At 52.1% G+C, this 26,062-nt stretch carries 21 protein-coding genes; 17 read left to right on the forward strand and 4 right to left on the reverse strand.

Annotated features, from left to right (window positions below; genetic code table 11):
• Positions 1-2: 2 nt before the first annotated feature.
• From tssJ to rimI, 11 genes are all read left to right on the forward strand, one after another.
• Positions 3-536 carry a type VI secretion system lipoprotein TssJ gene (gene tssJ, locus ACGHAD_RS03500; RefSeq protein WP_339616377.1) on the forward strand — a complete coding sequence of 178 codons (534 nt, stop codon included), beginning with the start codon at positions 3-5 and terminating at the stop codon, positions 534-536.
• A gap of 15 nt (positions 537-551) precedes the next feature.
• Complete coding sequence (tssK, locus tag ACGHAD_RS03505) at positions 552-1,886, forward strand: type VI secretion system baseplate subunit TssK (RefSeq protein ID WP_382413863.1); 1,335 nt, start codon at positions 552-554, stop codon at positions 1,884-1,886.
• A 27-nt stretch (positions 1,887-1,913) separates the two neighbouring features.
• Positions 1,914-3,200, forward strand: coding sequence for a type IVB secretion system protein IcmH/DotU (gene icmH / locus ACGHAD_RS03510; protein ID WP_382413861.1), 1,287 nt, complete (start codon positions 1,914-1,916; stop codon positions 3,198-3,200).
• A 12-nt stretch (positions 3,201-3,212) separates the two neighbouring features.
• The gene (tssM, locus tag ACGHAD_RS03515) at positions 3,213-6,773 is read left to right on the forward strand and encodes a type VI secretion system membrane subunit TssM (protein ID WP_382413859.1); all 3,561 of its coding nucleotides are present in this window, start codon (positions 3,213-3,215) and stop codon (positions 6,771-6,773) included.
• Entirely contained in the window at positions 6,755-7,375 is a 621-nt protein-coding gene (tagF, locus tag ACGHAD_RS03520; protein ID WP_382413857.1) for a type VI secretion system-associated protein TagF, read from the forward strand. The genes tssM and tagF overlap by 19 nt, the downstream gene beginning before the upstream one ends.
• A 123-nt stretch (positions 7,376-7,498) precedes the next feature.
• Positions 7,499-8,269: a trehalose-phosphatase gene (gene otsB / locus ACGHAD_RS03525; protein WP_382413854.1), complete on the forward strand. Its 771-nt coding sequence runs from the start codon at positions 7,499-7,501 to the stop codon at positions 8,267-8,269.
• A complete protein-coding gene (locus tag ACGHAD_RS03530; protein ID WP_382413853.1) occupies positions 8,232-10,028 on the forward strand; it encodes a glycoside hydrolase family 15 protein in 1,797 nt (598 codons plus the stop codon). Before otsB ends, ACGHAD_RS03530 begins: the two co-directional genes overlap by 38 nt.
• Positions 10,025-11,434, forward strand: a complete 1,410-nt coding sequence (locus ACGHAD_RS03535; protein WP_339616383.1) for a trehalose-6-phosphate synthase — start codon at positions 10,025-10,027, stop codon at positions 11,432-11,434. Before ACGHAD_RS03530 ends, ACGHAD_RS03535 begins: the two co-directional genes overlap by 4 nt.
• A gap of 302 nt (positions 11,435-11,736) precedes the next feature.
• Positions 11,737-13,284 carry a 2-isopropylmalate synthase gene (locus tag ACGHAD_RS03540; protein ID WP_382413850.1) on the forward strand — a complete coding sequence of 516 codons (1,548 nt, stop codon included), beginning with the start codon at positions 11,737-11,739 and terminating at the stop codon, positions 13,282-13,284.
• Between the two features lie 12 nt (positions 13,285-13,296).
• Positions 13,297-14,133, forward strand: coding sequence for a hypothetical protein (locus ACGHAD_RS03545; protein ID WP_382413845.1), 837 nt, complete (start codon positions 13,297-13,299; stop codon positions 14,131-14,133).
• The gene (rimI, locus tag ACGHAD_RS03550) at positions 14,126-14,626 is read left to right on the forward strand and encodes a ribosomal protein S18-alanine N-acetyltransferase (protein WP_382413842.1); all 501 of its coding nucleotides are present in this window, start codon (positions 14,126-14,128) and stop codon (positions 14,624-14,626) included. Before ACGHAD_RS03545 ends, rimI begins: the two co-directional genes overlap by 8 nt.
• A gap of 179 nt (positions 14,627-14,805) precedes the next feature.
• On the opposite strand, the gene ACGHAD_RS03555 is transcribed toward rimI, so the two are convergent.
• Positions 14,806-15,339 carry a response regulator transcription factor gene (locus tag ACGHAD_RS03555; RefSeq protein ID WP_339616387.1) on the reverse strand — a complete coding sequence of 178 codons (534 nt, stop codon included), beginning with the start codon at positions 15,337-15,339 and terminating at the stop codon, positions 14,806-14,808.
• Positions 15,332-16,615 carry a sensor histidine kinase gene (locus ACGHAD_RS03560; protein WP_382413840.1) on the reverse strand — a complete coding sequence of 428 codons (1,284 nt, stop codon included), beginning with the start codon at positions 16,613-16,615 and terminating at the stop codon, positions 15,332-15,334. The genes ACGHAD_RS03555 and ACGHAD_RS03560 overlap by 8 nt, the downstream gene beginning before the upstream one ends.
• A gap of 256 nt (positions 16,616-16,871) precedes the next feature.
• Between ACGHAD_RS03560 and ACGHAD_RS03565 the strand changes: the two genes are divergently transcribed.
• The 3 genes from ACGHAD_RS03565 (at position 16,872) to ACGHAD_RS03575 (ending at position 20,903) form a co-directional block, all read left to right on the forward strand.
• Positions 16,872-18,221, forward strand: coding sequence for an MATE family efflux transporter (locus ACGHAD_RS03565; RefSeq protein ID WP_382413838.1), 1,350 nt, complete (start codon positions 16,872-16,874; stop codon positions 18,219-18,221).
• Positions 18,222-18,434: 213 nt separating this feature from the next.
• Positions 18,435-19,052 (forward strand): adenylyl-sulfate kinase, encoded by a 618-nt coding sequence (gene cysC, locus ACGHAD_RS03570; protein WP_339616390.1) that lies wholly within the window; start codon positions 18,435-18,437, stop codon positions 19,050-19,052.
• Between the two features lie 267 nt (positions 19,053-19,319).
• Positions 19,320-20,903, forward strand: coding sequence for a peptide chain release factor 3 (locus ACGHAD_RS03575; protein ID WP_382413835.1), 1,584 nt, complete (start codon positions 19,320-19,322; stop codon positions 20,901-20,903).
• Between the two features lie 140 nt (positions 20,904-21,043).
• On the opposite strand, the gene ACGHAD_RS03580 is transcribed toward ACGHAD_RS03575, so the two are convergent.
• Positions 21,044-22,264 carry a TonB family protein gene (locus tag ACGHAD_RS03580; protein ID WP_382413833.1) on the reverse strand — a complete coding sequence of 407 codons (1,221 nt, stop codon included), beginning with the start codon at positions 22,262-22,264 and terminating at the stop codon, positions 21,044-21,046.
• Positions 22,265-22,766: 502 nt separating this feature from the next.
• On the opposite strand from ACGHAD_RS03580, the gene ACGHAD_RS03585 reads away from it, so the two are divergent.
• The 3 genes from ACGHAD_RS03585 (at position 22,767) to ACGHAD_RS03595 (ending at position 25,146) form a co-directional block, all read left to right on the forward strand.
• Complete coding sequence (locus ACGHAD_RS03585) at positions 22,767-23,456, forward strand: cyclic nucleotide-binding domain-containing protein (RefSeq protein WP_339616393.1); 690 nt, start codon at positions 22,767-22,769, stop codon at positions 23,454-23,456.
• Positions 23,457-23,618: 162 nt separating this feature from the next.
• Entirely contained in the window at positions 23,619-24,302 is a 684-nt protein-coding gene (locus tag ACGHAD_RS03590; protein ID WP_382413830.1) for a flagellar brake protein, read from the forward strand.
• Positions 24,271-25,146, forward strand: coding sequence for a hypothetical protein (locus ACGHAD_RS03595; protein WP_382413828.1), 876 nt, complete (start codon positions 24,271-24,273; stop codon positions 25,144-25,146). Before ACGHAD_RS03590 ends, ACGHAD_RS03595 begins: the two co-directional genes overlap by 32 nt.
• Positions 25,147-25,237: 91 nt before the next feature.
• Here ACGHAD_RS03595 and ACGHAD_RS03600 read toward each other — a convergent pair whose 3' ends face one another.
• Positions 25,238-26,008: a hypothetical protein gene (locus ACGHAD_RS03600; RefSeq protein ID WP_339616396.1), complete on the reverse strand. Its 771-nt coding sequence runs from the start codon at positions 26,006-26,008 to the stop codon at positions 25,238-25,240.
• Between the last annotated feature and the right edge of the window lie 54 nt (positions 26,009-26,062).

A 26,062-nucleotide genomic window follows, 5' to 3' on the forward strand; every position in this document is an offset into this window, starting at 1 on the left:
CAATGCATGAAAGAATAGTTTTTACTTGTCAAAAAATCTTACGCTTGCTCAATGTTCTGGCTTTAGTGAGTGTCTGCGTTGCGTGTGCGTCGTCTCCTAAAAACGACTCAATGTCGGTAAGGTATGTGGCGGATCACGGTATTAACCCGGATATTAACGGACGAGCGTCGCCCGTGGCGGTTACGTTTTATCGGCTTCGTGACGCGACGGTGTTTAAAAGTGCGGATTATATGACGCTTATGGAGCGGGATGCGGAATTGTTGGGTGATAGCTTGTTGTCGAAGGAGCGAATCATTTTGCGCCCCGGTGAAACACAGGAACAGATCTATCTTTTAAATGGTGAAGAGCGAGCTTACGGTATTGTTGCGGGTTATCGCTCTATCGACGCTGGAGGCTGGAAGCTTGTCGGCGACATGCCTAAAGCGCGTTCAGGGTTTATGAAAGTGGTTCGTCACCGTCAGTCGCGCCATGCCAAGACAATTTTTATCGGAAAAAAATCACTCCAAGAAGATGTAGGTTCAATTTTGAACGAGTAGCAAAGGCTCAGGTATATGGATTCGTACAAAAAGATCGTATGGACGGAAGGTATGTTTCTTCGTCCGCAACACTTTCAGCAACAGGATCGTTATGTAGAGTTTTTGGTTCATCAGCGCTCGCTGGCACCAGCTTACTATTTTTGGGGCTTTAGGCGGCTAAATATCGATAGCTCTGCGCTGGCTCTTGGTGTTGTGTCGCTGCTTGAAGCCGAGGGTGTTTTTTCTGATGGAACTGCTTTTAATTTTCCGGTGCAGTCCGCGCCACCTGCGCCATTAACCCTTCCTGAGGGCGCTGTAGATCAAGTTGTTCACTTGGCGATACCTGTTAAGCGCGTCCACGCCAACGAGGTTGAGTTTGAAGTGGACAACTCATCGCTAGCGCGTTTTGGTGTGATCGATACGCTGGTGGAGGATGTAAACTCCGTAAAAGGGGAGGCTGCAGAGCTTCAGGCAGCGACTCCGAGGCTTACACTCTTACTCGAAAAAGATCTTACCGACGCGTGGGTTTCGTTGGGCGTGCTAAAGGTGATAGAGAGGAAAAGCGATCGGCAAGTCGTGTTAGATGAGCACTTTATTCCTCCTGTGGTTGCCTGTGGCGCAGCGAAGCAGTTAACCAGCTATTTGAATGAGCTTCTTGGTTTGGTCGAGCAACGCGCTGATGCATTAAGTGATCGTGTCGGGCAAATGGGACGCGGTGGAATTTCCGAAGTCGGTGACTTTTTAATGTTGCAATATTTGAACGGATTGCAACCTCAGTTGACACATCTTCTGGCCAGCCACGGGGCGCAGCCAGAGGCCATGTATGGCGTGTTCTCTACTATGTGTGGCGAGCTGTCGACTTTTGTGGAAAACAGTAAACGCTGTCCGGACTTGCCAGCTTATCAGCACGATTGTCTAAGTAAGTCTTTTCAGCCTTTGGTGAAAACACTAAGAGGTTATTTGTCGACAGTCTTGGAGAGAAACGCTATTGAAATCGAGCTGGCTGAAAAAGCCTATGGCGTAAAAGTTGGACGTGTCAGTGACAAAGAGCTCATTACTAAAGGCCGGTTTATACTGGCGGTAAGCGCGGACGTTGCTTCTGAAGTTGTAAAATCTAATTTTCCTAAGCAGGTTAAAATTGGGTCCGTAGAGAAGATTAGAGATTTGGTTAACTTGCAGTTGCCTGGGATACAAATAGCGCAGATGCCTATTGCGCCGAGACAGATTCCGTATCACACCGGAACACACTATTTTGAGATGGACCCGTCTTCTTCAATGTGGAAGGCGTTTGAGGCCTCTGGGACCATTGCGTTGCATGTTGCGGGGGATTTTCCCGGCCTGGAAGTTCAGTGCTGGATCGTACTGGCTTAATCTTTAGTTTTCAAAGGAAGTGACAATATGACCGCTGAAGATGCGTTTGGCTTAAATCAATCCCGCACGTTTGTTATGCCCACTCCAGGTGGGCGTCGAGATAAGCCACAAGTGAATCACGCGGGGTCTAGTCGCTGGCGCGATACCGATGAGGTAGTGTGCGGAAGTAACTCTCTGGTTGCCGTTGCCAATCCGATTCTAAATATGATCTATCAAGTCAGAACCTTGGTGCATAATCCCGATCCCGCAGAGCTTAAAAGTGTTCTTGTAGAAGATATTAAACGCTTTGAAGCGCGCGCTAAGCAAGAAAATATCTCTCAAGAGCACATTGTGGCGGCGCGTTATTGCTTGTGCACTGTGCTGGATGAGACGGCAGCTAAAACGCCCTGGGGTGGTGGCGGGGTTTGGTCTCGTTATAGCCTGTTGGTGACTTTTCATAATGAAACGTGGGGGGGCGAGAAGTTTTTTCAAATTCTCTCTAAGGTAAGCCAGTCTCCAGCGGTGCATATCGATTTAATAGAGTTGATGTTTTATTGCATTTCACTTGGGTTTCAGGGCCGATATAAAATTGTCGACAACGGAAAGTCCGAGTTAGAGCTTTTACGTCAACGTTTGGCCGAAGTTATTGCTGGCGTAAGAGGCGATCATGTGCGCGCTTTTTCTAGTAACTGGCAAGGTGTCACTAAAGATCAAACGCCGGTGTGGGCCGCTCTACCTGTTTGGGTGTCGGCGGTTGTATGCCTAATTCTAGCCGCTGCGCTGTATTCGGTCTTTACTCTGCGACTATCAAGTCTCTCCGATGTTACCTTTGCAAATATTTTGTCAGCTAGGCTGCCTGAACTTACCTCTGATGCGCCCACTATTAATACGAGCGAGCGGCTTACGCAATTTATGCAGCCTGAAATTAAGGCAAAGTTGGTGCGGGTAAATGAAACAACTGAGGCCGCCACCGTGACTCTGATCGGTGACGGACTGTTTCGCTCTGGCAGTGTCGATGTAAGTCCACAATATGAGGCGATTATTGGAAAAGTTGCACAATATGTAGACGATTTCGGTCGTTCGGTTGTGGTTTCAGGCCATACTGATAATCAACCAATCCGAACGGTCCGTTTCCCTTCAAATTGGCACTTGTCAAATGATCGCGCGCGAAGTGTCGCCGGCTTATTGCGCAGCCAAATGCGTGCGGCTTCGGTTCAGATTACGACTCAAGGGCTGGGTGCCTCTGCGCCTGTAGCAATAAATAGCACGGCAGAGGGGCGAGCGATGAACCGACGTGTGGATATAAAAATACTGACGCCTTCGGCAAGCTATTAAAAGGACTTATTTGTGATCACTCGTTTTTTTCGATTTTTGTGTAGTCGAACCTTTTGGGTCATTGTCGGTATCGTTGCCGTCATTTTATTTATTTGGTTCGCGGGGCCGCTATTTGCGTTCTCAGGCTGGCGTCCCTTGTCATCGACAACCGTTCGGTGGTGGTGCATAGGCCTCTTGTTGGCGTACTTTATTATTAAGTTGTTGATTGGGTTTTATCGTTCAAAAAACATCAACGATAAGCTCTTGGCTTCGATGGCTAAACTGAAGCCAGAGGGATCTCCGGGCGAAACTGAGCCTTATAGTGATTTGCAGCGCAACTTTGGCTCTGCTCTGGAGCACATTAAGACACTGTCGTTTGGTCGTCATAACGGCCTTTTTTCTCGTTTTAAGCGAAAGTATGTTTATCAGTTGCCGTGGTATGTCTTTATTGGAGCGCCTGGGTCCGGTAAAACGACGGCTTTGGTAAACAGCGGGCTGCGTTTTCCACTATTGGACGTACTCGGTAAAGAGTCGGTGAAAGGCGTAGACGGTACACGTAATTGTGACTGGTGGTTTACTGAAGACGCTGTTTTTTTAGATACCGCGGGGCGCTATACGACGCAAGACAGTAGCGCCGAGGCAGATAAGCAGGAGTGGCACGGCTTTTTGGGCTTGTTGCGTAAATTTCGTCCTAAACAGCCTCTAAATGGTGCGATTGTTACTTTATCGGTTGCTGATTTATTGGTGGCAGATGATAAAGCGTGTGAACAGCAAGCGCGCCAAATTCGCTCTCGTTTGGCAGATCTTACTGAGAGTTTGGGTGTTAACTTTCCGGTTTATGTGTTGTTAACAAAAGCAGATCTGTTGGGCGGGTTTTCAGATTACTTCGCGGGGCTGTCAAAAGAGGAGCGCGAGCAGGTATGGGGCTTTACGCTGCCCGAAACCCAAGGTGGTGCCAGCGTCGATTCTGATATCTTGGCGCGTGAAATGCTAGCCTTATCTACGCGCCTTTTTGATGGGCTGCCCACATTAATGCTGCAGGAGCATGATATTACGCGCCGTGCCCACGCCTACGCATTTGCACAAAACTTCGCCAATGCTTTGCCGTTGGCTCGTCAAGTCATAGAGCAGGTTTTCTATGGCAGCGTATTGACCAATATTAACTTTCGAGGGGTTTATTTCGCCAGCGGCACCCAAGAAGGTACGCCGTTTGATCGGGTGCTGGGGGCATTGTCGCGCCGTGTTGGTGTAAGCTCGAGCATCAATATCAATAAAAATGCTGCATCCGGGAAAAGCTATTTTATTAAGGATCTTATCAATAAGGTTGTTTTACCTGAGGCGCATCTCGCGGGAAGGAATCGCCGAGAAGAGCGCAAAGAGCTGTTCTGGAGTGTTGCTGGACACTTATGTGTGGCGGGCTTGTTGTTTGTTATCGGTGGGTTATGGTTTCAAAGTTACGGCAAAAACAAGGAGTATGTTGAATATGTAGCCGATAAAAACTTGGCGTTGAGTAAGAAAATGGATTCGTTGTCGAGTTTAGACCCATCGCGAGCGCTTGAGTATTTGCCGGTTTTGGATGAGCTTTTGGTTATGGCGGATGGGCGAAACTTTAGTGCCGAAGATCCCCCCTTAACTGTAACCCTGGGTTTGTACCAAGGGGAAAAACTCAGCGCGGCATCGGACTATGTTTATCGGGATGCACTGGATCGTACACTGCTGCCTTTAGTGTCAAAACGTTTGGCCTTTTTGCTTGAGTCATCCGGTGAGCACGATCTGGGTTTTAGCTATCAAGCTTTAAAAGCCTATCTTATGCTGTGGGATACGGAGCATTATGACGGAGAGGAGTTGCTGGCGTTTGTGAGCGATGATTTCCAGGAGAATTTACCTGGGGGAGTTTCACCCCGTATCCGAGAGTCGTTAAACGTCCATTTAGCTAATCTTTTGCATGAGTCTGTCGTAGAGCCGGGGCCTATTAACGCTCAATTGGTCGAGCGAAAGCGGCAACTTTTAGGACGCTCTGCTTTTTCGCAACGCGCCTATATTCAGGCAAAGGGGCAGCTGCTGGGTACGGTTGGCACTGGGTTTTCTTTTTCCAGTGCGGCGGGACCCAAAAGCGCATTTGTCTTTAGGCGAGAAAGCGGTTTGCCTTTGAGTGCTGGTATTTCGGAGCTATATACTAATCACGGTTATCATAAGCTGTTTCTGCCAGCACTAAGTGATGTTGTACCGAGTATGGCGTCGGAAGATAGTTGGGTGTTGGGGGCTTACTCGACTTTTGGCGAGGGTAAACCGGACTTACTGACGCTTGCCGAGCAAGAACGTGCGGTTAAGCGTTTGTACCTGCATGAGTACGTCGTACAGTGGGAAGATTATTTGGCCGATCTTAGATTGGTTGAGACTCATTCGATGCCCGAGACGATTGAGGTGGCGAGGATTTTGTCGTCGGTTGATTCGCCTCTGATACAACTACTGCAAGCCGCTGTACACGAGGTTAATTTAGGGAACACGTTCTCTGACGCTGAGGTGTCGGTTGTGAAGCAGGCTGTGCGTCGGGCGGGGGTCGCGGTATCTACCTTGGAGCGAAACCTAGACGGTTTGGCGACCGGGCTGGATGGCAGTGAAGTCCTTGAGCGCATCGTTGATGATCGGTTTAAAGGCATTACTCAACTAGTGTCTGGACAGGGTGGTGGATCGTCTTCGATCGATGCGTTGCTGCGGATGTTTAATGAGGTTTATATTAGCTTGTCTAATACTGACTATTCGATTCGAAGTGGTTCTACCTCTCTCGGGCAATCCGATGCTATTACTCAAATTCGTTCTGAAGCCGCTCGTTTTCCGAGCCCGGTAAGGCCTGTGCTGGAGGGCTTGACGCTAGAGGGTAAGCGTCAGGCAGAGGGTGGTATTAGAAGTACTTTAAGCGATGAGTTGAATCGCTCTGTGGGCGACTTTTGCCGCGTGGCGATACGCGGCCGCTACCCGTTTGATCAACACTCGACGCGCGATGTCACAATGGCAGACTTTTCACGAATGTTTGCTCCTTCAGGGATGATGGATAAATTTTTTAATCAGCATCTTCGGCAGATGACGGATACCACCGGTCGCGCTTGGATCTTACGCGCTTCAACCGAAGACTATGTACCAATTGGAGCGTTTCAGCAGGCGGCAAAAATACGTGACGTGTTTTTCCCGCAGGGTGCCAGCGCGCCAGAAATATCGTTTGACTTTAAGGTGCTAGAAATGGATGCCCAGATCAAACAGTTAACGCTAGATTTCGATGGTCAGGTTTTTCATTACTCGCACGGCCCACAGCTCTCAAGGTCGGTGACTTGGCCCGGCCCTCGTGGAGGTAATCAGATAAGGCTTGAGTTGGACGGGGTCGAGCCTTCTCGTCGTGCATTTAAAGTGGCCGGCCCCTGGGCTCTTATGAGGTTGTTTCAGTCAAGCGATAACCGTAGCGATATATCACCGGAGGCGTTCACTTCCACGGTTTTGGTGAATGGTTATAAAGTGGTCTTTGAAGTGACCGCCAGCAGCGTTAATAACCCGTTTTATTTGGCTGCGCTTGACCGTTTTTCATGCCCCAGCCGGATTTAGTCGTGGCAGAACGCGGTGTTTCGGCTATGACCTTCGGATTTTATGGCAAGGTGCCTGCGATCGGGGACTTTGTCTCACGCGACATTTCCGCCGATCAGGTAGAGCGCCTTGATGATTGGTTTAAAGCGGGCCTTGCCTATCTCCAATCTAAACAAACTCGCTGGCTGGATGATTACTTGGTTGCACCGGTTTGGTGTTTCTTTATTCCCGCTGGCATTTGGGGAGAGCACCCATTGTGCGGGGCGTTAATGCCAAGTGTCGATCGGGTAGGGCGTTATTATCCCTTAGTCGCGGCTGGTGCGGTATCGCAAGAGTTGCTGGCCGAACCTGTTGCTTTATACCATCGTTTGGCGGGACTCGCAGAGCGGTTGCCAACGCTTTTGCCGCATAATTTAATGCCAGACGATATCTTGGCGCTACTTCATCACGAGGACTGTGGTTGGGAAAGTATTGAAGATGATTTCCGTGTGGCGGTTGAGCGTATTTTTTTGTCTCCCCGCTCAAGTTATTGGTGGGTTTCAGGCCATACGGCCTCTTGTGGAATCGAGCACGATGTCGCCCCCGATGAGCAATTGTTTGCGCGGTTGTTCTCTGCTTGTTAAGCGTTTAGGTGTTAGTGGTCTGAGCTTAGCACGACATAGTATTTATGCGAGCCTATGTTATAGTCAATTCGCGTTTACATGTTTGTTCCTAACTACCCTTTCTATCAGCTCAGAATATCGCCGATGAATATCACCCAGACAGATAATATTGCCCTATTTTTAGACTTTGACGGTACTCTGGTGGAGTTTGCTGACACCCCTGAAGGTGTGATCGTTTCGCCGGTACTACGGGACGTTCTGGCACAGCTGTCGTTGCAACTTAATGGTGCGTTAGCATTAGTGTCCGGGCGCTCGATACAATCGTTAAATGCTTTGGTTGGCTTGCCGCTGACGATGGCGGGTAGTCACGGTGCTGAGTGGCGCTATGGTGATGGGGTATTGCAGAGTGCGGCCTTAAGTAACCCCGCCTTCGCCCAAGTACGTACACAATTGCTAGGTTTTGCCGACAAACGCGGTTTAATTGCCGAAGATAAAGGCCATGCGGTCGCGTTGCACTACCGTACCAACCCGGATAAACAGCCTACGTTGGAGGCTTATATCGCCGGTGAGTTGGGCCTTGATCAGAGCCAAGAGGTACGTGTGATTAGAGGCAATTGCGTGTATGAGATCCAGCCCGTAGGGGTCGATAAAGGGGTAGCCATTGCACGGTTTATGAGCAGTGACCCTTTTACTGGGCGTCAACCGGTCTATATTGGGGATGATACGACTGATGAGGACGGTTTCGCTTGGGTGAACGCTCAGGGTGGGGTTTCTATCAAAGTTGGCGAGGGGCCGAGCTGCGCTGGCGTGCGTCTTTCTGATACTGGCGAGGTTCTTGCATTTTTGCAGTTACAGCTGGATAAGTTGAGGCAATTAGATGACAGAACGAAATTTGGAGTTGGCGCTGATCGGTAACTGCGTCATTGGGGCTTTAATCGATAAAAAAGCAGAAGTTGTATGGAATTGTTTACCTAGATTTGACGGTGAGCCGGTATTTAGCTCGCTGCTTAAAACCGATGATCCCGAGACGATCATGGGAACTTACGCTATCGATTTAGAGAACTTTAGTCATAGCGAACAGTACTATGAAAAAAACACCGCCATATTAATCACTCACCTTTATGATACGAGTGGCAATGGCGTCACGATCACAGACTTTGTTCCACGGTTTATGCAGTACGGCCGTATGTATCGGCCGATGATGCTTTCTCGCAAGTTGGCCCCCATTGGCTCTCCCAGAATACGCATTCGGTTACGGCCCGCGTGCGATGATGGCTCGCAGGGGTACCGTAAAATCCAAGGCAGTAACCACATTCGTTATTTAGGCTGTGATATGGCGCTGCGACTGACAACGGGTATGTCGGTCACGGCGATTATCGATGAAACCTGGTTTATTTTAGATGGCGAGCACTACCTCATTTTTGGCGATGATCAGTCGATTAACGAGCCTATCAAGCAACTAACCGAGCGCTTTTTAGTAGAGACTGAATCGTACTGGCTGGAGTGGTCGCGCTACTTAGCGATCCCGTTTGAGTGGCAAGAGGCCGTAATCCGTGCGGCGATCACCTTAAAACTAAGCGCTTACGAAGACACTGGTGCGATTATCGCGGCGATGACCACCTCGCTACCGGAGGCGCGCGATTCTGAGCGAAACTGGGACTACCGTTTTTGCTGGTTGCGCGATAGTTACTTCACCGTACACGCCCTTAATCGCCTTGGTGCGACCCGAACTATGGAGCAGTATTTACAATATCTTGTAAATATAGTGGCGGGGATGAGTGAAGAGCACCTTCAGCCTGTGTTCCGTATCAATGGCAGTAAACAAATGCCCGAACGTATTGCGCATAATTTGCCGGGGTATCGTGGTATGGGGCCGGTGCGTGTGGGCAACCAAGCGGCCGAGCAAATACAGCACGATGTGTATGGCGCTATTGTGTTGTCGGCCACGCAAATGTTTTTTGACGAACGTATTCGTCGACCGGGTAGTAAAGAGTTGTTTGAGCTGCTCGAAAAAATGGGTGAGAAAGCTTACACCTATTACAATCAACCCGATGCGGGCTTGTGGGAGTTGCGCGGCAGCAAGCACGTGCATACCTTTTCTAGCATGATGTGCTGGGCCGCGACAGATCGCCTTGCCAAAATCGCACGCAAGCTAGAATTGCCCGAGCGCCTTGAGTATTGGACAACGGCCGCAAACACGATTCGCGATGCGATCGAGGAAAACGGCTTCAACAAAGAGCTTAACGCTTATACCGCCACTTGGGGTGGGGATACCATGGATGCCAGTTTATTACTGGCTTGCGAGCTGGGCTACATCGATGGTCGTGACGCTCGTTTTACCGGAACCATTGCCGAGATCGAGAAAAAATTATTGCCTAAAGGCAGCCGCTATTTATTTCGCTACGTGGTTGAAGATGACTTTGGCTTGCCGGAAAACGCGTTTACTATCTGTTCATTTTGGTATATCGATGCGCTCGCCTCGGCCGGGCGCACGGAAGAGGCTCGCGATTTATTTGAAGACTTACTCTCAAAACGCAATCACTTAGGGCTGCTATCGGAAGATTTAGATCCAGAGACCGGTGAGCTTTGGGGCAATTTTCCGCAAACCTACTCAATGGTGGGTATTATTAACAGCGCCCGGATACTGAGCAAAAAATGGGAGACTGAACTATGAGTCGTTTAATTGTGGTGTCTAATCGTGTGGCCAAAAGCGATGGCGCTAACAAAGGCTCAGAGGGCGGTTTGGCGGTGGGCGTCATGGCCGCGATGGAGAAAGACGGCGGTGTTTGGTTTGGTTGGAGCGGTAAAATTGACAACCGTAATGAAGCCCCTAAAACCGAGACTCGTGGCAATATTGAGTACGTCACCATCAACCTGCGTCAGTCTGAGTACAACCAATACTATAAAGGTTATGCCAATAGCGTCCTTTGGCCGCTGTTTCATCAGCGGCCAGAGTTGATGCGCTACAGTGATACCGATTTGTCGGGTTACCTGCAAGCCAACCAAAAGTTTGCCGACGAGCTGTTAAAAATTATTCAGCCGGGCGATACCATCTGGATTCACGATTACCATTTAATCCCCTTGGGTAAAATGCTACGGGACGCGGGTATTAAAAACCCCATTGGTTTCTTTTTGCACACGCCTTTCCCTTCACTTGATTTGTTGCGCACGGTGCCCGGCTACCACAAGATTCTCAAAGGTCTGATGCATTACGATTTAGTGGGTTTTCAGACGCAGTTTGATCACATGGGTTTTTGTATGGGAATCGCTCAAGGGCTGGGCGGTGAAATTCTTAAAAACGATAAGCTGCGAGTGGGTAATTTGCATTGCACTGCGCGGGTTTACCCTATCAGTGTTGAAACCTCAGCGCTTAACGGTGCAGCGCAGGGAGGGATGCAAACTGATGAGTACCGTCGTTTGCACAGTAGCCTTGGTGATCGCAGCCTAATTATTGGTGTCGATCGGTTGGATTACTCAAAAGGACTCGTTCAGCGTTTTCAGGCCTATGACAAGCTCCTTGGCCACTACCAAGAGTTTATGCGCAAAGTGGTTTACCTGCAGATATCGCCCACTTCGCGAGGAGACGTTCAGGCCTACGGTGATTTAGCTAAGCGTATCGACCGCGAGGCAGGTCACATCATTGGCACTTATGCCGACTTTGATTGGATGCCGCTGCGTTACCTAAACCGGGGGTTTCGTCGTCGCACGATTCTGGCGATGTACAACTTGGCGCGGGTAGGGCTGGTGACGCCATTAAAAGATGGTATGAACCTCGTTGCTAAAGAGTATGTCGCGGCGCAAAATCCAGAAGATCCGGGCGTGCTGGTGTTATCCGAGTTGGCCGGTGCTGCCGATGAGTTAGACGCGGCTGTCGTTATTAACCCCTACGATGTCAGCGCTATTACCGGTGGGTTGGCCAAGGCGCTTAATATGCCCTTAGATGAGCGCATAGACCGCTGGCGTAAAATGATGGATGTACTGGAAGCGCACGATATTCACGCGTGGCAGAGTCAGTTTTTGGGCGACTTAAAGCAAGTAACTGGCCCTAAGCTGGTTACCTCTAGTAGCGGCGTTTCATAACTGTCGGGAGGCAGCCTCCCGCGGTTAGCGTCACCCTTGCGACAGGCAGAACTCCCTCGGGCGTCTGGCGGCATTAAATCCCGGCTGCTCCAAGGTCAAGCCGCTGGCTTGGCGCTCAGCTCAAGGTTTTTTTCTGGTCTCTCCCTTCTCCGCGAGGGTTCTACTTTGGCTCTCCGTGCGCGAGCGCGCAAGGCGTAACCTCAGCATATTCATCCCTGCGGTAGGTTTCCTGCTTGTGACACCTTATAATGCGGTTATGATCCAGTCTTAAATGGCACGTAACGGCATTATCGGGAATCACCATGGCTAGCAAAGATAAACTGTATATATTTGATACCACCCTGCGCGACGGCGAACAGAGCCCTGGCGCCTCTATGACTCGCGATGAGAAAATTCGTATCGCCAAGATGCTCGAGAAGATGCGGGTTGACGTTATCGAGGCCGGCTTTGCGATAGCCAGTAAAGGCGATTTTGAGTCTATTCAGGCGATTGCCAAAGCTGTAAAAGACAGCACCATTTGCTCTTTGGCGAGAGCCGTGCCGGGCGACATCGAGCGCGCCGCTGAGGCGATCAAACCCGCCAATAGTGGCCGAATTCACACTTTTATCGCTACCTCGCCGATCCATATGCAATACAAGCTAAAAATGGACCCGCCTAAGGTGTTAGTGCAGGCGGTAGCCGCGGTAAAGTTAGCGCGCAATCACACTGACAATGTCGAGTTTTCGCTGGAGGACGCCAGCCGATCCGAGTTTGACTTTATGTGTCAGATTATTGAAGCGGTGATTGACGCCGGTGCAGGCACGATCAATTTGCCCGACACCGTAGGTTACGGCGAGCCGGGCGAGTACGGCCAAATGTTTGGGCGCCTTATTGGTAATATCCCCAACGCCGATAAGGCGATTTTCTCGACCCATTGCCATAACGATTTGGGCCTGGCCGTTGCCAACTCACTGTCGGCGGTCATGCATGGGGCGCGTCAGGTGGAATGCACCATAAACGGTTTGGGTGAACGCGCCGGTAATGCCGCGTTAGAGGAGATTGTCATGGCCGTACGTACTCGCCAAGACATGATGCCGGTCGAGACCACCATTGATGCGCAGCATATAGTACCCACCTCACGCTTGGTGAGCAGCATTACCGGGTTTCCGGTGCAGCCCAACAAAGCCATTGTCGGTGCTAATGCGTTTGCCCACGAGTCGGGTATTCATCAAGACGGCGTGCTTAAGCACCGTGAAACCTACGAGATCATGCGCGCTGAAGATGTCGGCTGGAACACCAATAAACTGGTGCTGGGCAAACACTCCGGCCGCGCCGCCGTTAAAGCGCGCTTTGAGGCGTTGGGCATCACCTTTGATAACCCCGAAGCGCTAGGTGCCGCCTTTGCACGCTTTAAAGATTTGGCGGACAAAAAGCACGAAATTTTTGATGAAGACCTGCAGGCACTGGTAAGCGATGTTCGCCCGCAAGAGGTGGTTGAGGTGTACCAGTTGGGCGAGATGGAGGTGCACTCTAAAAGTGGTCAGCAGCCCAGCACCACCATTAATTTACGTATTAATGGCGAATCACATACCTGTACGGCTACCGGCAGTGGCCCGGTCGATGCCACTTACAAGGCCATAGAGAGCGCGGTAAACAGCGGCGCTACTCTTAAGCTTTACTCGGTAAATGCCATCACTCAAGGCACCGACTCGCAAGGGGATGTCACTGTGCGGTTGGAAAAAGACGGCCACATCGTCAATGGGGTGGGGGCCGATACCGATATCGTCGTCGCCTCAGCCAAAGCGTATTTGCACGCGCTTAATGTGTTGGTCGCCCCCGAGCGTTCGCATCCGCAGCGCGAAGGAATTTAACCGAGTCTCGTTATGAACGAATTGCAACGCCAGCGTTATTTGTCGGCACTGGGTATCGACACTTTTGTCCCGCGGCTGGTTTTGCCGTGTGCGCCGCCGTCGGTACCTTGTGAGCTGCCCCAGGCAGCGGTGCCCGCCGCTGCTGGCCCCGCTGTTATGGAGGCCGTGCGTCAGCCCGCGCCAACCGCTACTGCCACAGCCTCTGGTGCCAGCGGCGCCGACACCGTTGGCCAAGTGCTGCGAGACATGGGCGTTGCTAAACCCACTGCTGTGCGCAAAGAGCCACTAAAAGCGGCAGTGCCCAAGCAGCGCAAAGTACTAGAGACGATACACTTGCACTTGTGGCGCCCAGCGGATGATCTCATTGTGGTAGATCATTACCACCCGGGCGATGCATTGCCCACTCACACCCTGCTGAGCAACATGTTGCGCTTGCTCTGGCCTAACGATGTGCGGATCGACGCCGGCGAGGCAATACGCTGCCCGATTAGCGATAAAGTCGCCAGCCTTTACACCCGTGAAGATATGCAAGTTGAGTTACAGGCGTGGTTATCTGAAGAGTTGCAAAAAACGCCCAAGGCACAGGTTTGGCTGTTAGGAGGCGAAGCGGCTAAATATTTGGTGCGCCCGTCTACCGTAAACACCAAGCAGCCAAGTGATGATAAAAGCCGCGCGGCAAGCCCCGAGCTTACAGGCGTCGAACCTGAGCAACTGCACTTTAAACGGCTGCCGTTAGCGGTCGAACCATCGGCGGCGGCCGATGCATTGGTGTTGCCAAGTTTAACCGACATGCTCAACGCCCCCGAGTTAAAAAACAAACTTTGGCGTGCGGTGCACAGTAATGGCTGAAAAAAAACGGCTGCCCGATAATTTGCAGGGCTCTGGAGTGACCGACACTGGCGAACCACTCGAGTACCGCTTGCTGGATGAAAGCTTGCTTGATGCCGTCTGCGAGCTGGAGCGCGACGCCCATACGTTTCCTTGGAGCCGAAAATTATTCAGCGATTGTTTGGGCGTTCGTCAGCCTTGTGTTGTGGTGTTTAGTCGCGGGCAGATTGTTGGTTATGCGGTTGTTAACGCGGCGGCGGGCAACGCCGAATTGCTCAATTTAGTGGTAGCCCACAAGAGTCAGCGCCAAGGTATTGCGCGAGCATTACTGCAGCATGTTATTCAAACGGTAAGTCTCTACGCGGACACTTTTTACTTAGAGGTTCGCGAGTCCAACGCCCCAGCTATTGCCCTGTATGAAGCAATTGGCTTTGTCGAAGTGGGCACTCGCCCCAATTATTATCCCGCCACCAAAGGTCGTGAAGACGCCATTATTTTAGCCTACACGTTATAGGCCTTATCTACTGAAATAAAAAAGCCACCCGTGAAAACGTTGAGCGCCCCATGTCATCCAGACGCCAGCTGGGGATGAGCTTCTCGCGAAGTCGCGACCAATCCAGTAGCGGCAGAGTGCTTATCGGTGTAAGCGCGTCATAGTGTTTTAGATGGTGGCGCCTCGGCCTGTTGCGGGGGTTAATCTTTTACCGGCCTTTTGGTTAGCTTGCGTTGCAAGGTGCGCCGGTGCATACCCAGAGATCGCGCTGTGGCCGATATATTGCCGTTATTTTCTTGCAGTACTTTTTGGATGTGCTCCCACGCGAGCCGGTCGATCGAGGGCGGCCGTTCGGGGATGGTGGGTTCACGGGGCGCGCTGACACCAAATGCGCCAAGTAGCTCATCCGTATCGGCGGGTTTGCATAAATAGTTTTTGGCGCCTAGCTTTATTGCCTGTACGGCGGTGGCAATACTTGAATACCCGGTTAACACGACAATAACTATTGCCGGTTGTGCCTGTAAGAGCGAGGCAATTACTTCCAGTCCAGAGTCTGCGCCAATCTTTAAATCGACGATGGCTTGTTGATAGCGTTTAGCGTGGGCGCACTGCTGCGCGGCTGCCGCTGTGTGGGCGACGTCAGCGTGGTAGCCACGGCGCGTGAGCGAGCGTTGCAAGGTTGTCGCAAACACAGTGTCATCATCAACGATTAAAAAGTCGGCGGTGTTAGTCATGCTGCGTATCCAGCGGTAGCGTAATGGTTGTGGTGGTGCCGCCCTCGGGGCGGGGGGCCAGAGTAACGGTACCACCAAAGCGTTGAATACTGGCGTGGGTTAAAAATAATCCCAAACCCATACCGTCGGGCTTACTCGAAAAAAACGTTTTGCCCGCCGCCGTGCGCGCCGCCTCGGGCAGCCCTTCGCCACGGTCACTCACTTGCCAAATTAACCGGTTGGTCTGAATGCTGACGCGTATGGCCAGATGTTCTGGGCAGGCATCGGCGGCGTTGTTAAGCACATTGATAATCGCCTGTTCAATGGTGGCGTGAAAGCGCACTTGTCGCACGGCCAAAGTGTCTTCTAAATGAATCTCGGGCCGGGTCTCGGGGCGCAGTAACTGCCAGTGGTCAAGTAGGGTGGTGCAATACATTTGTGCAGACATAGCCGCAGGCTGGTGTAAGCGGCTTAAGTCCGAGCGTGCTCGCAAGCTTGTTAAAATTTCGGCGCAGTGGTTAATTTGGCGGTACAGCTCTTCGAGATCCTCGCCACAGGCAGCGCGCGCTTGCGCATCTTGACGTAAATCGGCCAACAGTACTTTCATGGTGCTTAACGGCGTGCCCAACTCGTGTGCGGTACCGGCCGCTTGGGTGGCTACTGCCAGCAGTTGCTCATCGCGCAGGTCTTCTTCGCGGCGGCGGTTTAATTCATCTTGCTGGAGCCGCACGGCACTTGCCATGCGCACCACAAAATAACTGATGAGTACGGCGCTTAACGCAAAATTTAGCCACATCCCCAGCACGTGCCAGTTGGGGCCGCTGTTGTGGTGAGCGTGCGCTTCACCTTGTGGTGCCAGCCATTGCAGCGGCACATACCAGCGCAATAATAAGCCGTATAAAACAATGCCGGCTGCGCTTACTGCCCACGCGTTTTTTGACGGTAAGGTAGCGGCGCCGATGCACACGGGTACCAATAAGTAGCTTAAAAAAGGGTTGGTTGCCCCACCGGTAAAATAAGCAATCGCCGCAACGGCTAAAATGTCGGTTAACAGCTGAGCGGTTAATTCAGTGGCGGTCACGCTTTTGGGGTGACGCAGGCGCAGCAGCGAGAAGCCATTGACGGCGGTGAGTAGCAGTAATATCGCAAGTATTGGGGTGAGTGGTAAATGCGCCATCCCGGCTTTGCTAGCCAGCGAGCTGGCAACAGCCAAAGTAAGTATCACCATCGAGCGCATCATAACCAGTTGCCGGCAATGCTCGGAGGGTGCTTTTAGCGTTAGGTAGGGTGTTTTCATCTGGTTATTATACGGGCTAGGGTTAACGCTGACAGCTGTGGCGTTTTGTCGCAGGTGACACTGCCGTTTTGGGTTAGAACGGTACAGGCGTGGCCAATGCAGCCTCAGGGGGCTCCTTTCTCGAGAGTGACGGTATAAACGCTGCCGGGCTCGGGCTGCTATTCGTCATCCCCGTGCTTATTTGCGCGTAAGAATGCCCCGCTGGGGATGGTGTATACTGCCGCAGCCTTAAATTCACCTGCGTACAGGCCCATTTATGCCTCCCATGCCCGCGACTATGACAGAGGGCTCCGTACCTAGGCAGCTTCGCTCGCTCGCGCTGCCTATGGTGTGGGGGCTACTGGCGACCATGTCGTTTAACGTGGTGGACACCTTCTTTGTCGCGCAGTTGGGCAATACGCCGCTGGCGGCTATGAGTTTTACCTTTCCCGTGGTGATGTTGCTCACCAGTATGGGTATTGGCCTGGGTGCCGGTACCTCGTCGGCGGTGGCGCGTGGTGTTGGCGCTGGTGATTCCGGTCGCGCGCAGCGCTTGGCAACCGATGCTGTCACCTTAACCTTGCTGCTTTCGGTTACCGTTTGTCTGCTGGGCTGGCTTACCATTGACCCGCTTTTTACCTTGCTCGGCGCCTCCGCCGAATTGTTACCGCTGATTCATCAATACATGAGTATTTGGTACATCAGTGCGCCTTGCTTGTTGGTACCGATGGTGGCCTTAGCGTCGCTGCGGGCGATGGGCTTAAGCCAGATTCAGGGCATTTTAATGGGCGGCGCGGCGCTGTTTAATGCCGCGCTTGACCCGATTTTGATTTTTGGTCTGTTGGGGGCGCCCGAGCTTGGTTTGGCCGGGGCCGCCTGGGCGACCTTGGTTACCCGCAGCATTACGTTACTGCTGGCGCTGTATATTTTGCGCGCCCGGGTAGGATTGTTGGTTAGTCCTTTTGCGCCTTGGACAAGGTTGTTGTCGTCCTGGCGTGCGGTGGTGCACGTGGGGGTGCCTGCCATGGCGGCTAATATGATCATTCCGCTGGCCAGTGCCATTGTGGTCATGATGGTTGCGCGTTACGGTAACGATGCCGTGGCAGGGCTTGGTATTGCGGTGCGAGTCGAGCCTGTGGCACTTATCGCATTTTACGCGCTATCGGGGGTAATCGGCCCTTTCTTTGGGCAAAACCATGCCGCGGGTAAAACCGCTCGGCTCGCCGAGGCGCAGCGGCTTTTGTTACTGTTTTGTATAGGCTTTGGTGTGTTGCTCGCGGTTTTTTTACTGGTGTTTGGCTCGCTGATTACCGGCATGTTTACCGATCATCCTGATGTGGCGGCCGTGGCGGTGCGTTACCTGGCGATCGTCCCGATCAGCTACGGCGCCTATGGCTTGGTAATGTCTTGTAATGCGGCGTTTAATGGGTTGGGCACCCCTTGGCCGGCGATGCTGCTATCGCTGTGTCGGGTCCTGCTACTATTTTTGCCCTTGGCGGGAGTGTTGCAATTTTTTTGGGGCTTAAACGGGTTATTTATCGCCACCGCAACCACTAATGTGGTGGTTGGGGCGTGGGCCTGGCGCTGGTTGCGGCGGCAATTACAACAAGAAACTGCGTCACCATAGCGGTCTCGGCTCTTCTGGTGCCAGTGTCTTTTACTGTGTAATTGGCAGTCATATCCATTGGACGTTGTGCCATTTTGCTACCGCTTAACTTGCCTTGCTTGGTATGGTTTAGGGCTTGCGGTAGAATCCTTTTAGCATTGACACGCGGCTCCGTGATGCCGCAGCTTGGCTGCGCAGACCTTGCGTGTTGACCCGTGACGACGAGATTTGATTATGGATAAATCAACAATCCCCTATCAGTTAAAAGATATAACGTTACCCTCCAATGCCGTCTGGCACAAAAGCACGGTATGCCCGGACGACCGGGCGATGTTAATGGCGCAAGCCCCTCGCTGCATTTGGCTGACTGGTTTGTCGGGCTCGGGCAAGTCAACTGTAGCTAACGCGTTAGATGCCACGCTACACGCCAACGGTGTTAAAGCATTTTTGCTGGATGGCGACAATGTTAGGCACGGCTTAAATAAAGATTTAGGCATGACTGAGGCCGATCGCGCCGAGAATATCCGCCGGGTAGGTGAGGTGGCCAAATTAATGGTCGAGTCTGGCTTGGTGGTTATCTGCGCGTTTATCTCGCCCTACAAGCGCGACCGGCAAATGGTGCGCTCGATGTTTAAACCCGGTCAGTTTGTTGAGGTGTACTTAGACACTCCGCTTGCCACCTGCGAGCAGCGCGATCCCAAAGGCCTGTACAAAAAAGCCCGTGCTGGAGTGATCAAACAATTCACCGGCATTAGCGATCCCTACGAGCAGCCCGAGAGCGCAGAGTTACAGTTAAATACCACTGATATCAGCGTCAGCCAGAGTGTAGAGGCAATTTTAAACGTTTTATAACAGGTGCGGCGGACATTTTTTATCGGTAGCGGGGTTGTTACCTCAGTGTTATCCCACCAATAACCCACTGCGGTTATTGGTGGGCGATTCTATAAAAACAGGATTGGGGCGTTTTCTATGAGGCGGCCACTTTACCGCGCTAGCCAGATACTGGCGATATGCGGGCTCAGTTTGGCTTGGCAATTGTGAATTATCCCGTTTTCAGGGAGAATGGCGCGCTTACGTATCCGCCCGGAAGGGTTGCCCCAAGTCTTAAGATCTAAAACTATGTCTCACGCTGCACACCTTAAAAATATCCAAAAACGGCGCACTTTTGCGATTATCTCGCACCCTGATGCGGGTAAAACCACGATTACTGAGAAGTTGTTGCTGTTTGGCAATGCGATTCAGGTGGGTGGCTCGGTAAAAGGTAAGCGAGGGCCTCACGCGAAATCCGACTGGATGACCATGGAGCAAGAGCGGGGGATCTCGGTGACCTCGTCGGTGATGCAGTTTCCGTACAAAGAGCGCATTGTTAACCTACTGGATACCCCAGGGCACGAGGACTTCTCGGAAGATACCTATCGCACCCTAACGGCGGTGGATTCGGTATTGATGGTGATCGATGGCGCTAAGGGTGTTGAGGATCGCACCATTAAGCTAATGGATGTTTGCCGCTTGCGCGACACGCCGATTTTGTCATTTATCAATAAGATGGACCGCGATATTCGCGATCCCATTGAGGTGCTAGACGAGGTTGAAGACGTACTTAAAATTGCCGCCGCGCCAATTAATTGGCCGCTGGGCATGGGGCGTGATTTTAAGGGTGTTTATAACTTATACACGGATACTATCCATGTGTTTGCCTCAGGGCACGGTCATACCATTCCGCCCGATACGCAAATTAAAGGCATTGATAGCCCCGAGGCGAGCGAGTTACTGGGCAGCTACGCGGATGATATTCGCGATGAGATTGAGCTGGTACGCGGAGCCACCCATGAGTTTGACCTTGACGAGTACCTGGCCGGGCGCTTAACGCCGGTGTTTTTTGGTACCGCACTGGCCAATTTTGGTGTGCGCGAGATGTTGGACGGTTTTGTCGAATGGGCACCTAAGCCCATAGGGCGCGAAACCAAAAGCCACTTTGTCGAGGCCGAGAGCGAAGCCTTTAGCGGTTTTGTCTTTAAAATTCAGGCCAATATGGACCCGCGCCACCGCGACCGTATTGCGTTTATGCGGGTCTGCTCGGGTGTCTACAGTAAGGGCATGAAGATGCGCCATGTTCGCTTGGGTAAAGACGTTAAAATCTCTGATGCGGTAACCTTTATGGCCGGCGATCGCGAGTCGGTCGAGGAGGCGGTTGCGGGTGATATTATCGGCTTGCACAATCACGGCACGATCCAAATTGGCGATACCTTTACTGAGGGTGAAGATTTAAAGTTTACCGGTATACCGCATTTTGCCCCTGAGTTATTTCGTCGTATTCGTTTGAAAGATCCGCTGAAAACCAAGGCGTTGCAAAAAGGCTTGCAGCAGCTCTCTGAAGAGGGGTCGACCCAGGTGTTTTTCCCGATGAATAATAACGACATTGTGGTAGGGGCCGTGGGTGTATTGCAGTTTGAGGTCGTGGCGTACCGTTTAAAAGACGAGTACAAAGTCGAGGCTATTTACGAGCCGGTAAGCATTGCGACGGCGCGTTGGGCCGATTGCGATGACCCTAAAAAGCTTGAAGAGTTTAAGCGTAAATGCGCCGATAACTTGTGCATTGATGGCGGCGGGCATCTAACCTATTTGGCGCCCACACGGGTTAATTTGTCGCTGGCCGAAGAGCGCTACCCAGACGTGGAGTTTCGGGCGACGCGAGAGCACTAACGCTACGGCACTGAATGCTCAGTGCCGTGCCCGCAGGCGGTGCAACACTGTTGTTTGTGCGGACGATGCACGCTAGGTCGGTTTAGCTAATTTATCTAAAGGCACAAAAAAGCGCGGCTTATTGACCGCGCTTTTTTTGTTTATTGCTCTTGCAGCTGAAAGGTAATCGGGATGGTGAAATCGTGTAGCTGTCCCGGTATCAACGCCGGTACCTCGGGGAAGGGCTCTGCGGCTTCCACGGCGTCCATCGCTTCACTGTTTAATACCCCGTGTTCGGTTTCTTCGATTAGGGTCGCGTTTAACAGTTCACCTTTACGGTTTATTTTAATCGCAATCCTGATTGAGCCTTGATAGCCCCGTTGCATTGCGCGGCGCGGGTAGCTGATCTCGCCTTGCACCTTGCGCACTAGGTTGGAGAAGTAACGCTGGTTAGCGAGTAGCGATTCGGCGGTAAAGGTCGGTACAAAGTCTTCGTCGGACTCATCAAGTGGCTCGGGCTCGACCGGCGCTACGCTGCTGGCAATGCTTGATGAGCTACTGGATACCGGCGCTGCCGGGGCTGAGCTTTCTACCTGCACGGTTTCACTGCTAGCGGCCTGGGTGGCGGCCGGGTTGGCTGACGGTGTTGGCGGAATCTCAATTTTGGGCGTGTCGATTTTACTTTTTGCCGGCACGACGGCAGGGGCGACCGCGACTTCTTGTTTGGGTTGTGGCTCGGGTTCTGGTTCTGGCTCGGGTGTAGGTGCGGGAGCACCCCACAGTGCGACTTGATCGGTGCGTTCGGGCGTTGGGTTGATGCTAGCGTAGCGTCCGGTGAGGGAGGTGCTAACATCGCCGCTAACCAACAGTTGTTCGCGGTAGGTTGATGATAGTGGCACCCGGCCCAGCCAGGTGCTTAGCAATAAGCCAAAAAAATTGTCATCGGCAATCGTCCCTAGCGTTATACCGTCGACACTGACGCTGACCCCTTCGCCCGGTGTTAGGGCAAACACTACGTGATCGTTCTCTTGCAGGCGCTCTTGAAACATCTTGGTGAAGCTCACCATGTTATCGGCTTGCTCAGTCAGGGCGCTGCCGCGTATGTTGATGGCCATGCCCTCAATCCACATACGGCTAAATTTACGTGCCGAAATGCCCCGCTCAGCGGTAATTTTGAGCTCCATGCGCATGGGTTGGTTGGCCGCCAAAAGCGTGCTGGCATCGCTGCTGAGGCTCTCGCTGTAGATGGCGCCGATAAACTGGTCGCGCCCCAGCTCTTGATGGACCGCCATACCGTTTAGCAGCGGCGCCCCGTGAGCGAGGTTAGCGCCCAGCATTAGTAGGGTTAGGATCCAGTAGACAGGGACTTTGAATGTACGCATAGGGCTCGCTTCGCTTTATTCTTGGGTTATCGGCAAGTGCCTGTTAGGTTAGGGCATGGCTCACAGGCTTGTGCGAGTAGATTAAAAGGTTATCGTCAGTTAACGTAAATAAAAACTTAACTCGTATACCTCTTAATCGGGCTCTGTTTTTTAGGCTTACGGGCACTTCTTTTTGTTCGGAGTAGCCCTGAAGGCCCTGTGGGCACGGCCAAGACGTCCAGTCACGGCCTTGCAATCTTTTTTAAAGGGCGCCTTAATGGCAAATACCGCCTAGCGGTCTGAGCTTTTGGGCTCGCGCAGAGGCAGCACTGGCCTATCAGAGGTGCCCTATGGCATTACTTTACCTAAAAATGGCGGTGCAGAAAAGTTTAAAGCGCCAAAACCGAAAGGCATTTATCTGGGGTCAATATCATTAAAGTGTAAAGAACTGCTATTATGAGATTTTGCGGCCGTGTTTACGGCTTAATGAAGTTTGCCGACTGTGGAGATGATCGACCGGCGTATGGAGATTAAGCTAATTCAGAAGTTTCAGCGCGAGACAGTCGATCAGCTGCTCTCGGCGATCCCCTTTTTTAAAGCGGTTAGGCAGCACGACCTAGGGCAGTTTGAGGTATTGCTGGCGCACTCGCGTATTATTACCTATCGGCCTGGCGAAGTGGTGGTGCATCGCGGCGATGGTGACCAGAGTCTGTATTTCTTGCTTAAAGGCTGTTTGGCGGTATACCCCAATGAGGCGTTGCAAGGGGAGCCGGTTAATATGATTACCCCGGGCGAGGTGTTTGGGGATCTGGCCCGCCTGACCCACCGGCCGCGCTCCGCCACTATAGTCGCCGATCAAAAAAGCCGTGAGGTGATGGTATTTGCCTCAGATTTTGGGGTGTTTGGCGAGCTGGAGTCTCATTATCCCATTAGCTTACACACCAAACTTTTGTACTACCGTAATACCGTACACAACCTCCGTTGGAAGTTAGAGGTGTATCGCTCCATGCATCCGGACTCCCTCCTCGCCAACGAACATCGAGCCATTAAGCTATACACCGGCCCTAAAGATTGCCTGCAAGAGCTGCAATCGCTACACGATCAGGCTTGTAAGCTCGCCGCCTTGTTAATGAGCTGGAACGACCGTTTTGGTGCGATTAACCACGAAGAGCCGCTGGTTAGCGATCAGCTAGTCAAAGCCCTTGATCGCTAATTTGCCGCGCGCTGACAAGTGAGTAATACTATCGCCCTCACGGTACAGTCTGGCCGCTAAGTTCAAATGGTTAACGTGGCTAAAAGCTCTATGTATTTCAGCTGTACGGCCCATTAAACTCGCGCGCCGGCGTATTTACCCCGCACCTATATAATTAACGCTATGGAATTTTCTGACCTTAAGCTGCCTTACGGCACCTCTCTACAGTTGCAAGTAACCAACAGTGTAGGACAGCCCGAACGTTATACGGCTCGTCTGGTTGGCGCTGTGCCGGGGCGTAGTTTAATTTTTAGCGTGCCCCGCCCCGGTGGCAAGCTCGTTCGTTTTAGGCCAGGGCAAAAGCTTGCGGTGCGTTTAATGATTGCCAATGGCATTGGTTTATTCGCCGCCGTGGTTGAGGCGCAAACTACTGAGCCTTACCCGCTGCTTTATGTGAGTTACCCAGAGGCGGTCACTTTTAAAGGCATTCGCGGTGCGACCCGGGTAACCGTGAATTTGCCGGTGACGACCACTAATCGCGATGATTTGGGGGGCGCTCAAACAAGTGGCTTTATTGCCGATATCAGTACATCGGGTGCTCGTCTCGAGTTGCGCGATGCGATCGTAAACGTTGGTGATACTCTGAGCATCGAGGCGCAGGTGCGAGTCGCCGAGCTCAAGCGTCAGCTTACGGTGACCGCGGTGGTGCGCTCTCGTGTTGAACGTAGCACCCAAGAGCGCTCGCAAGAGCTGCCAGCGGTATACGGTGTTGAATTTACCGAGCGTGATCAAGACGCTCTTTTGGTGCTTTACGCTTATGTGTTTGCGCAAATTGTTGAAGAGCAAATGCCGCACGAGCTTAGCTAGCCCGTGTAGGTTAAAGGCTGGCTTTTTCGCTTTAGGCGGACTTACGGCGATTTTTTTTGCCGGCGAGCTGCTGGCCCAAAGTGCGCCGGATGAGGTCGATGTCCACCAGTTGCATCTACCCCGCACGTATTTGCGTTACCTTCCCCCCATGCTCGATGGTGCAAGGTTAATGGCCGCCGACGAACACTGCGCTCAGTTTTTGGCGGGCGACTTGAATATCGATCAAAGCACTTTGTCTCACCCAGTTTTTCGTTATCAGTGTCGCGACCCTGACGGCATGACCTATCGCTGGCATGTCGATGGCGACAGCTTAGAGGTTATCGATGAAACCCGACCCGGCGGGCGTGTTAGTTTTGCTGAGTTGTCGGCCGAATATGAGCGAGAGCGAGAGCAAGCCCGGCAGCGAGCCGCTGAGCGACAGGCAAAAATTGATGCGTTACAGCGTGAGCGTCAAGAGGTCGCTGAGCAGTTAGAGGCCGAGCGCCTGGCGCGTGAGCAGTTAGAGGCCGAGCGGCAAGAGCAGGCGCGTCGGGGGCGATTATGGCAAACCTGTACGGCACAATTGGAAGCACAAACAGCGGATATGATTGCGCGAGAGTGGCTGACTGTGGCGCAGCCTGAGCCCGAGGTAGATGAAGGGCGAGTGCGTTTTAACATCGATTTTAACGCGCGCAACTTGACTGGCACAGAGCTGAAGTATCGCGCCTACTGCGATGCCAAAGATCAGGGCGAGACGGTAACGATTGAGATTCACCCGCGCGCACTGGTTAGCTCCAGCGCCGACTCTATGAGTTCTCAGGCGGCGTCAACTGGCACTCTAAGTTCGCAATCGTCAAGCCATTAACCTAGCGGATTACCGATCCTGTAGAAACAAAAAAACCGCGACAACTGAGTTGTCGCGGTTTTTTTGTGTTGCGCTTGTTAGCGTATAAGGCTTATTTGGCCTTTGGCTTACGACCGCGCTTTGCTGGAGCCTTCTTGGCAGGTGCTTTTTTGGCAGCACGCTTAACCGGTGCCTTTTTGGCTTTGGTGGCCGGCTTAGCTTTGGCTTTTTTAGGCGCATTTTTGGCTTTCGCTTTCGCGGCAGCTTTTTTAGCGGCTAGTTTGGCTTTAGCAGCGGCTTTCTTTTCGGCGGCTTTTTGCTTAGCAGCGGCCTTTTTGGCAGCGGCTTTAGCGCGAGCGGCGGCTTTCTTGGCGGCTAGTTTGGCTTTAGCAGCGGCTTTTTTCTCGGCGGCTTTCTGACGAATAGCGGCTTTCTTAGCAGCGGCTTTTGCTTTAGTGGCTTCTTTGCGCTCAGCGGCTTTCTGCTTTTTGGCTACTTCAGCTTCAGCTTTAGCGTTAGCCTTAGCGTGTTGCGCTGCAGCACGGTTAGACGCCTTAATAGCGTTCAAGGTGTGCTTCAGGCCTGCCAGAGTTGATTTGGCGCTGGTCGCTTCGGCTTGAGCTTTGCGTACGGCAGCGTTAGCGGCCGTTACTTGCTTAGCTGCAGCGGCGGTGGCTTTTTTCTTTTTGGCGCTAGCCAATTTGGTGCGGGCTGATTTGAGAGCATTGTTTGCTTTCGTTACCGCTTTTTGTTGAGTTTCAACTGCCTTGGCCGCAGCTGTTTCTTCTGCGGTGCGGGCTTTGGTCAACTGGGTTTGCAATTGCGCCAGTTGTTTTTCCAATTGTGCAACTGTATCAACAGCTTTAGTTTTACGAGCAGCCATGGTGAGCTTCCTTTATTGTTGTGAACAAAAAAGTGAACGGACAAAATCCGAGTG

This window comes from Gilvimarinus japonicus (assembly GCF_042847215.1).
Taxonomy (GTDB): Bacteria; Pseudomonadota; Gammaproteobacteria; order Pseudomonadales; family Cellvibrionaceae; genus Gilvimarinus; species Gilvimarinus japonicus.

Bases quoted from the DNA above. Each gene is read 5' to 3' on its own strand.
- tssJ (WP_339616377.1), top strand. From the start codon at position 3: ATGCATGAAAGAATAGTTTTTACTTGTCAAAAAATCTTACGCTTGCTC.
- tssK (WP_382413863.1), top strand. From the start codon at position 552: ATGGATTCGTACAAAAAGATCGTATGGACGGAAGGTATGTTTCTTCGT.
- icmH (WP_382413861.1), top strand. From the start codon at position 1,914: ATGACCGCTGAAGATGCGTTTGGCTTAAATCAATCCCGCACGTTTGTT.
- tagF (WP_382413857.1), top strand. From the start codon at position 6,755: ATGCCCCAGCCGGATTTAGTCGTGGCAGAACGCGGTGTTTCGGCTATG.
- otsB (WP_382413854.1), top strand. From the start codon at position 7,499: ATGAATATCACCCAGACAGATAATATTGCCCTATTTTTAGACTTTGAC.
- ACGHAD_RS03530 (WP_382413853.1), top strand. From the start codon at position 8,232: ATGACAGAACGAAATTTGGAGTTGGCGCTGATCGGTAACTGCGTCATT.
- ACGHAD_RS03535 (WP_339616383.1), top strand. From the start codon at position 10,025: ATGAGTCGTTTAATTGTGGTGTCTAATCGTGTGGCCAAAAGCGATGGC.
- ACGHAD_RS03540 (WP_382413850.1), top strand. From the start codon at position 11,737: ATGGCTAGCAAAGATAAACTGTATATATTTGATACCACCCTGCGCGAC.
- ACGHAD_RS03545 (WP_382413845.1), top strand. From the start codon at position 13,297: ATGAACGAATTGCAACGCCAGCGTTATTTGTCGGCACTGGGTATCGAC.
- rimI (WP_382413842.1), top strand. From the start codon at position 14,126: ATGGCTGAAAAAAAACGGCTGCCCGATAATTTGCAGGGCTCTGGAGTG.
- ACGHAD_RS03555 (WP_339616387.1), bottom strand. From the start codon at position 15,339: ATGACTAACACCGCCGACTTTTTAATCGTTGATGATGACACTGTGTTT.
- ACGHAD_RS03560 (WP_382413840.1), bottom strand. From the start codon at position 16,615: ATGAAAACACCCTACCTAACGCTAAAAGCACCCTCCGAGCATTGCCGG.
- ACGHAD_RS03565 (WP_382413838.1), top strand. From the start codon at position 16,872: ATGCCTCCCATGCCCGCGACTATGACAGAGGGCTCCGTACCTAGGCAG.
- cysC (WP_339616390.1), top strand. From the start codon at position 18,435: ATGGATAAATCAACAATCCCCTATCAGTTAAAAGATATAACGTTACCC.
- ACGHAD_RS03575 (WP_382413835.1), top strand. From the start codon at position 19,320: ATGTCTCACGCTGCACACCTTAAAAATATCCAAAAACGGCGCACTTTT.
- ACGHAD_RS03580 (WP_382413833.1), bottom strand. From the start codon at position 22,264: ATGCGTACATTCAAAGTCCCTGTCTACTGGATCCTAACCCTACTAATG.
- ACGHAD_RS03585 (WP_339616393.1), top strand. From the start codon at position 22,767: ATGGAGATTAAGCTAATTCAGAAGTTTCAGCGCGAGACAGTCGATCAG.
- ACGHAD_RS03590 (WP_382413830.1), top strand. From the start codon at position 23,619: ATGGAATTTTCTGACCTTAAGCTGCCTTACGGCACCTCTCTACAGTTG.
- ACGHAD_RS03600 (WP_339616396.1), bottom strand. From the start codon at position 26,008: ATGGCTGCTCGTAAAACTAAAGCTGTTGATACAGTTGCACAATTGGAA.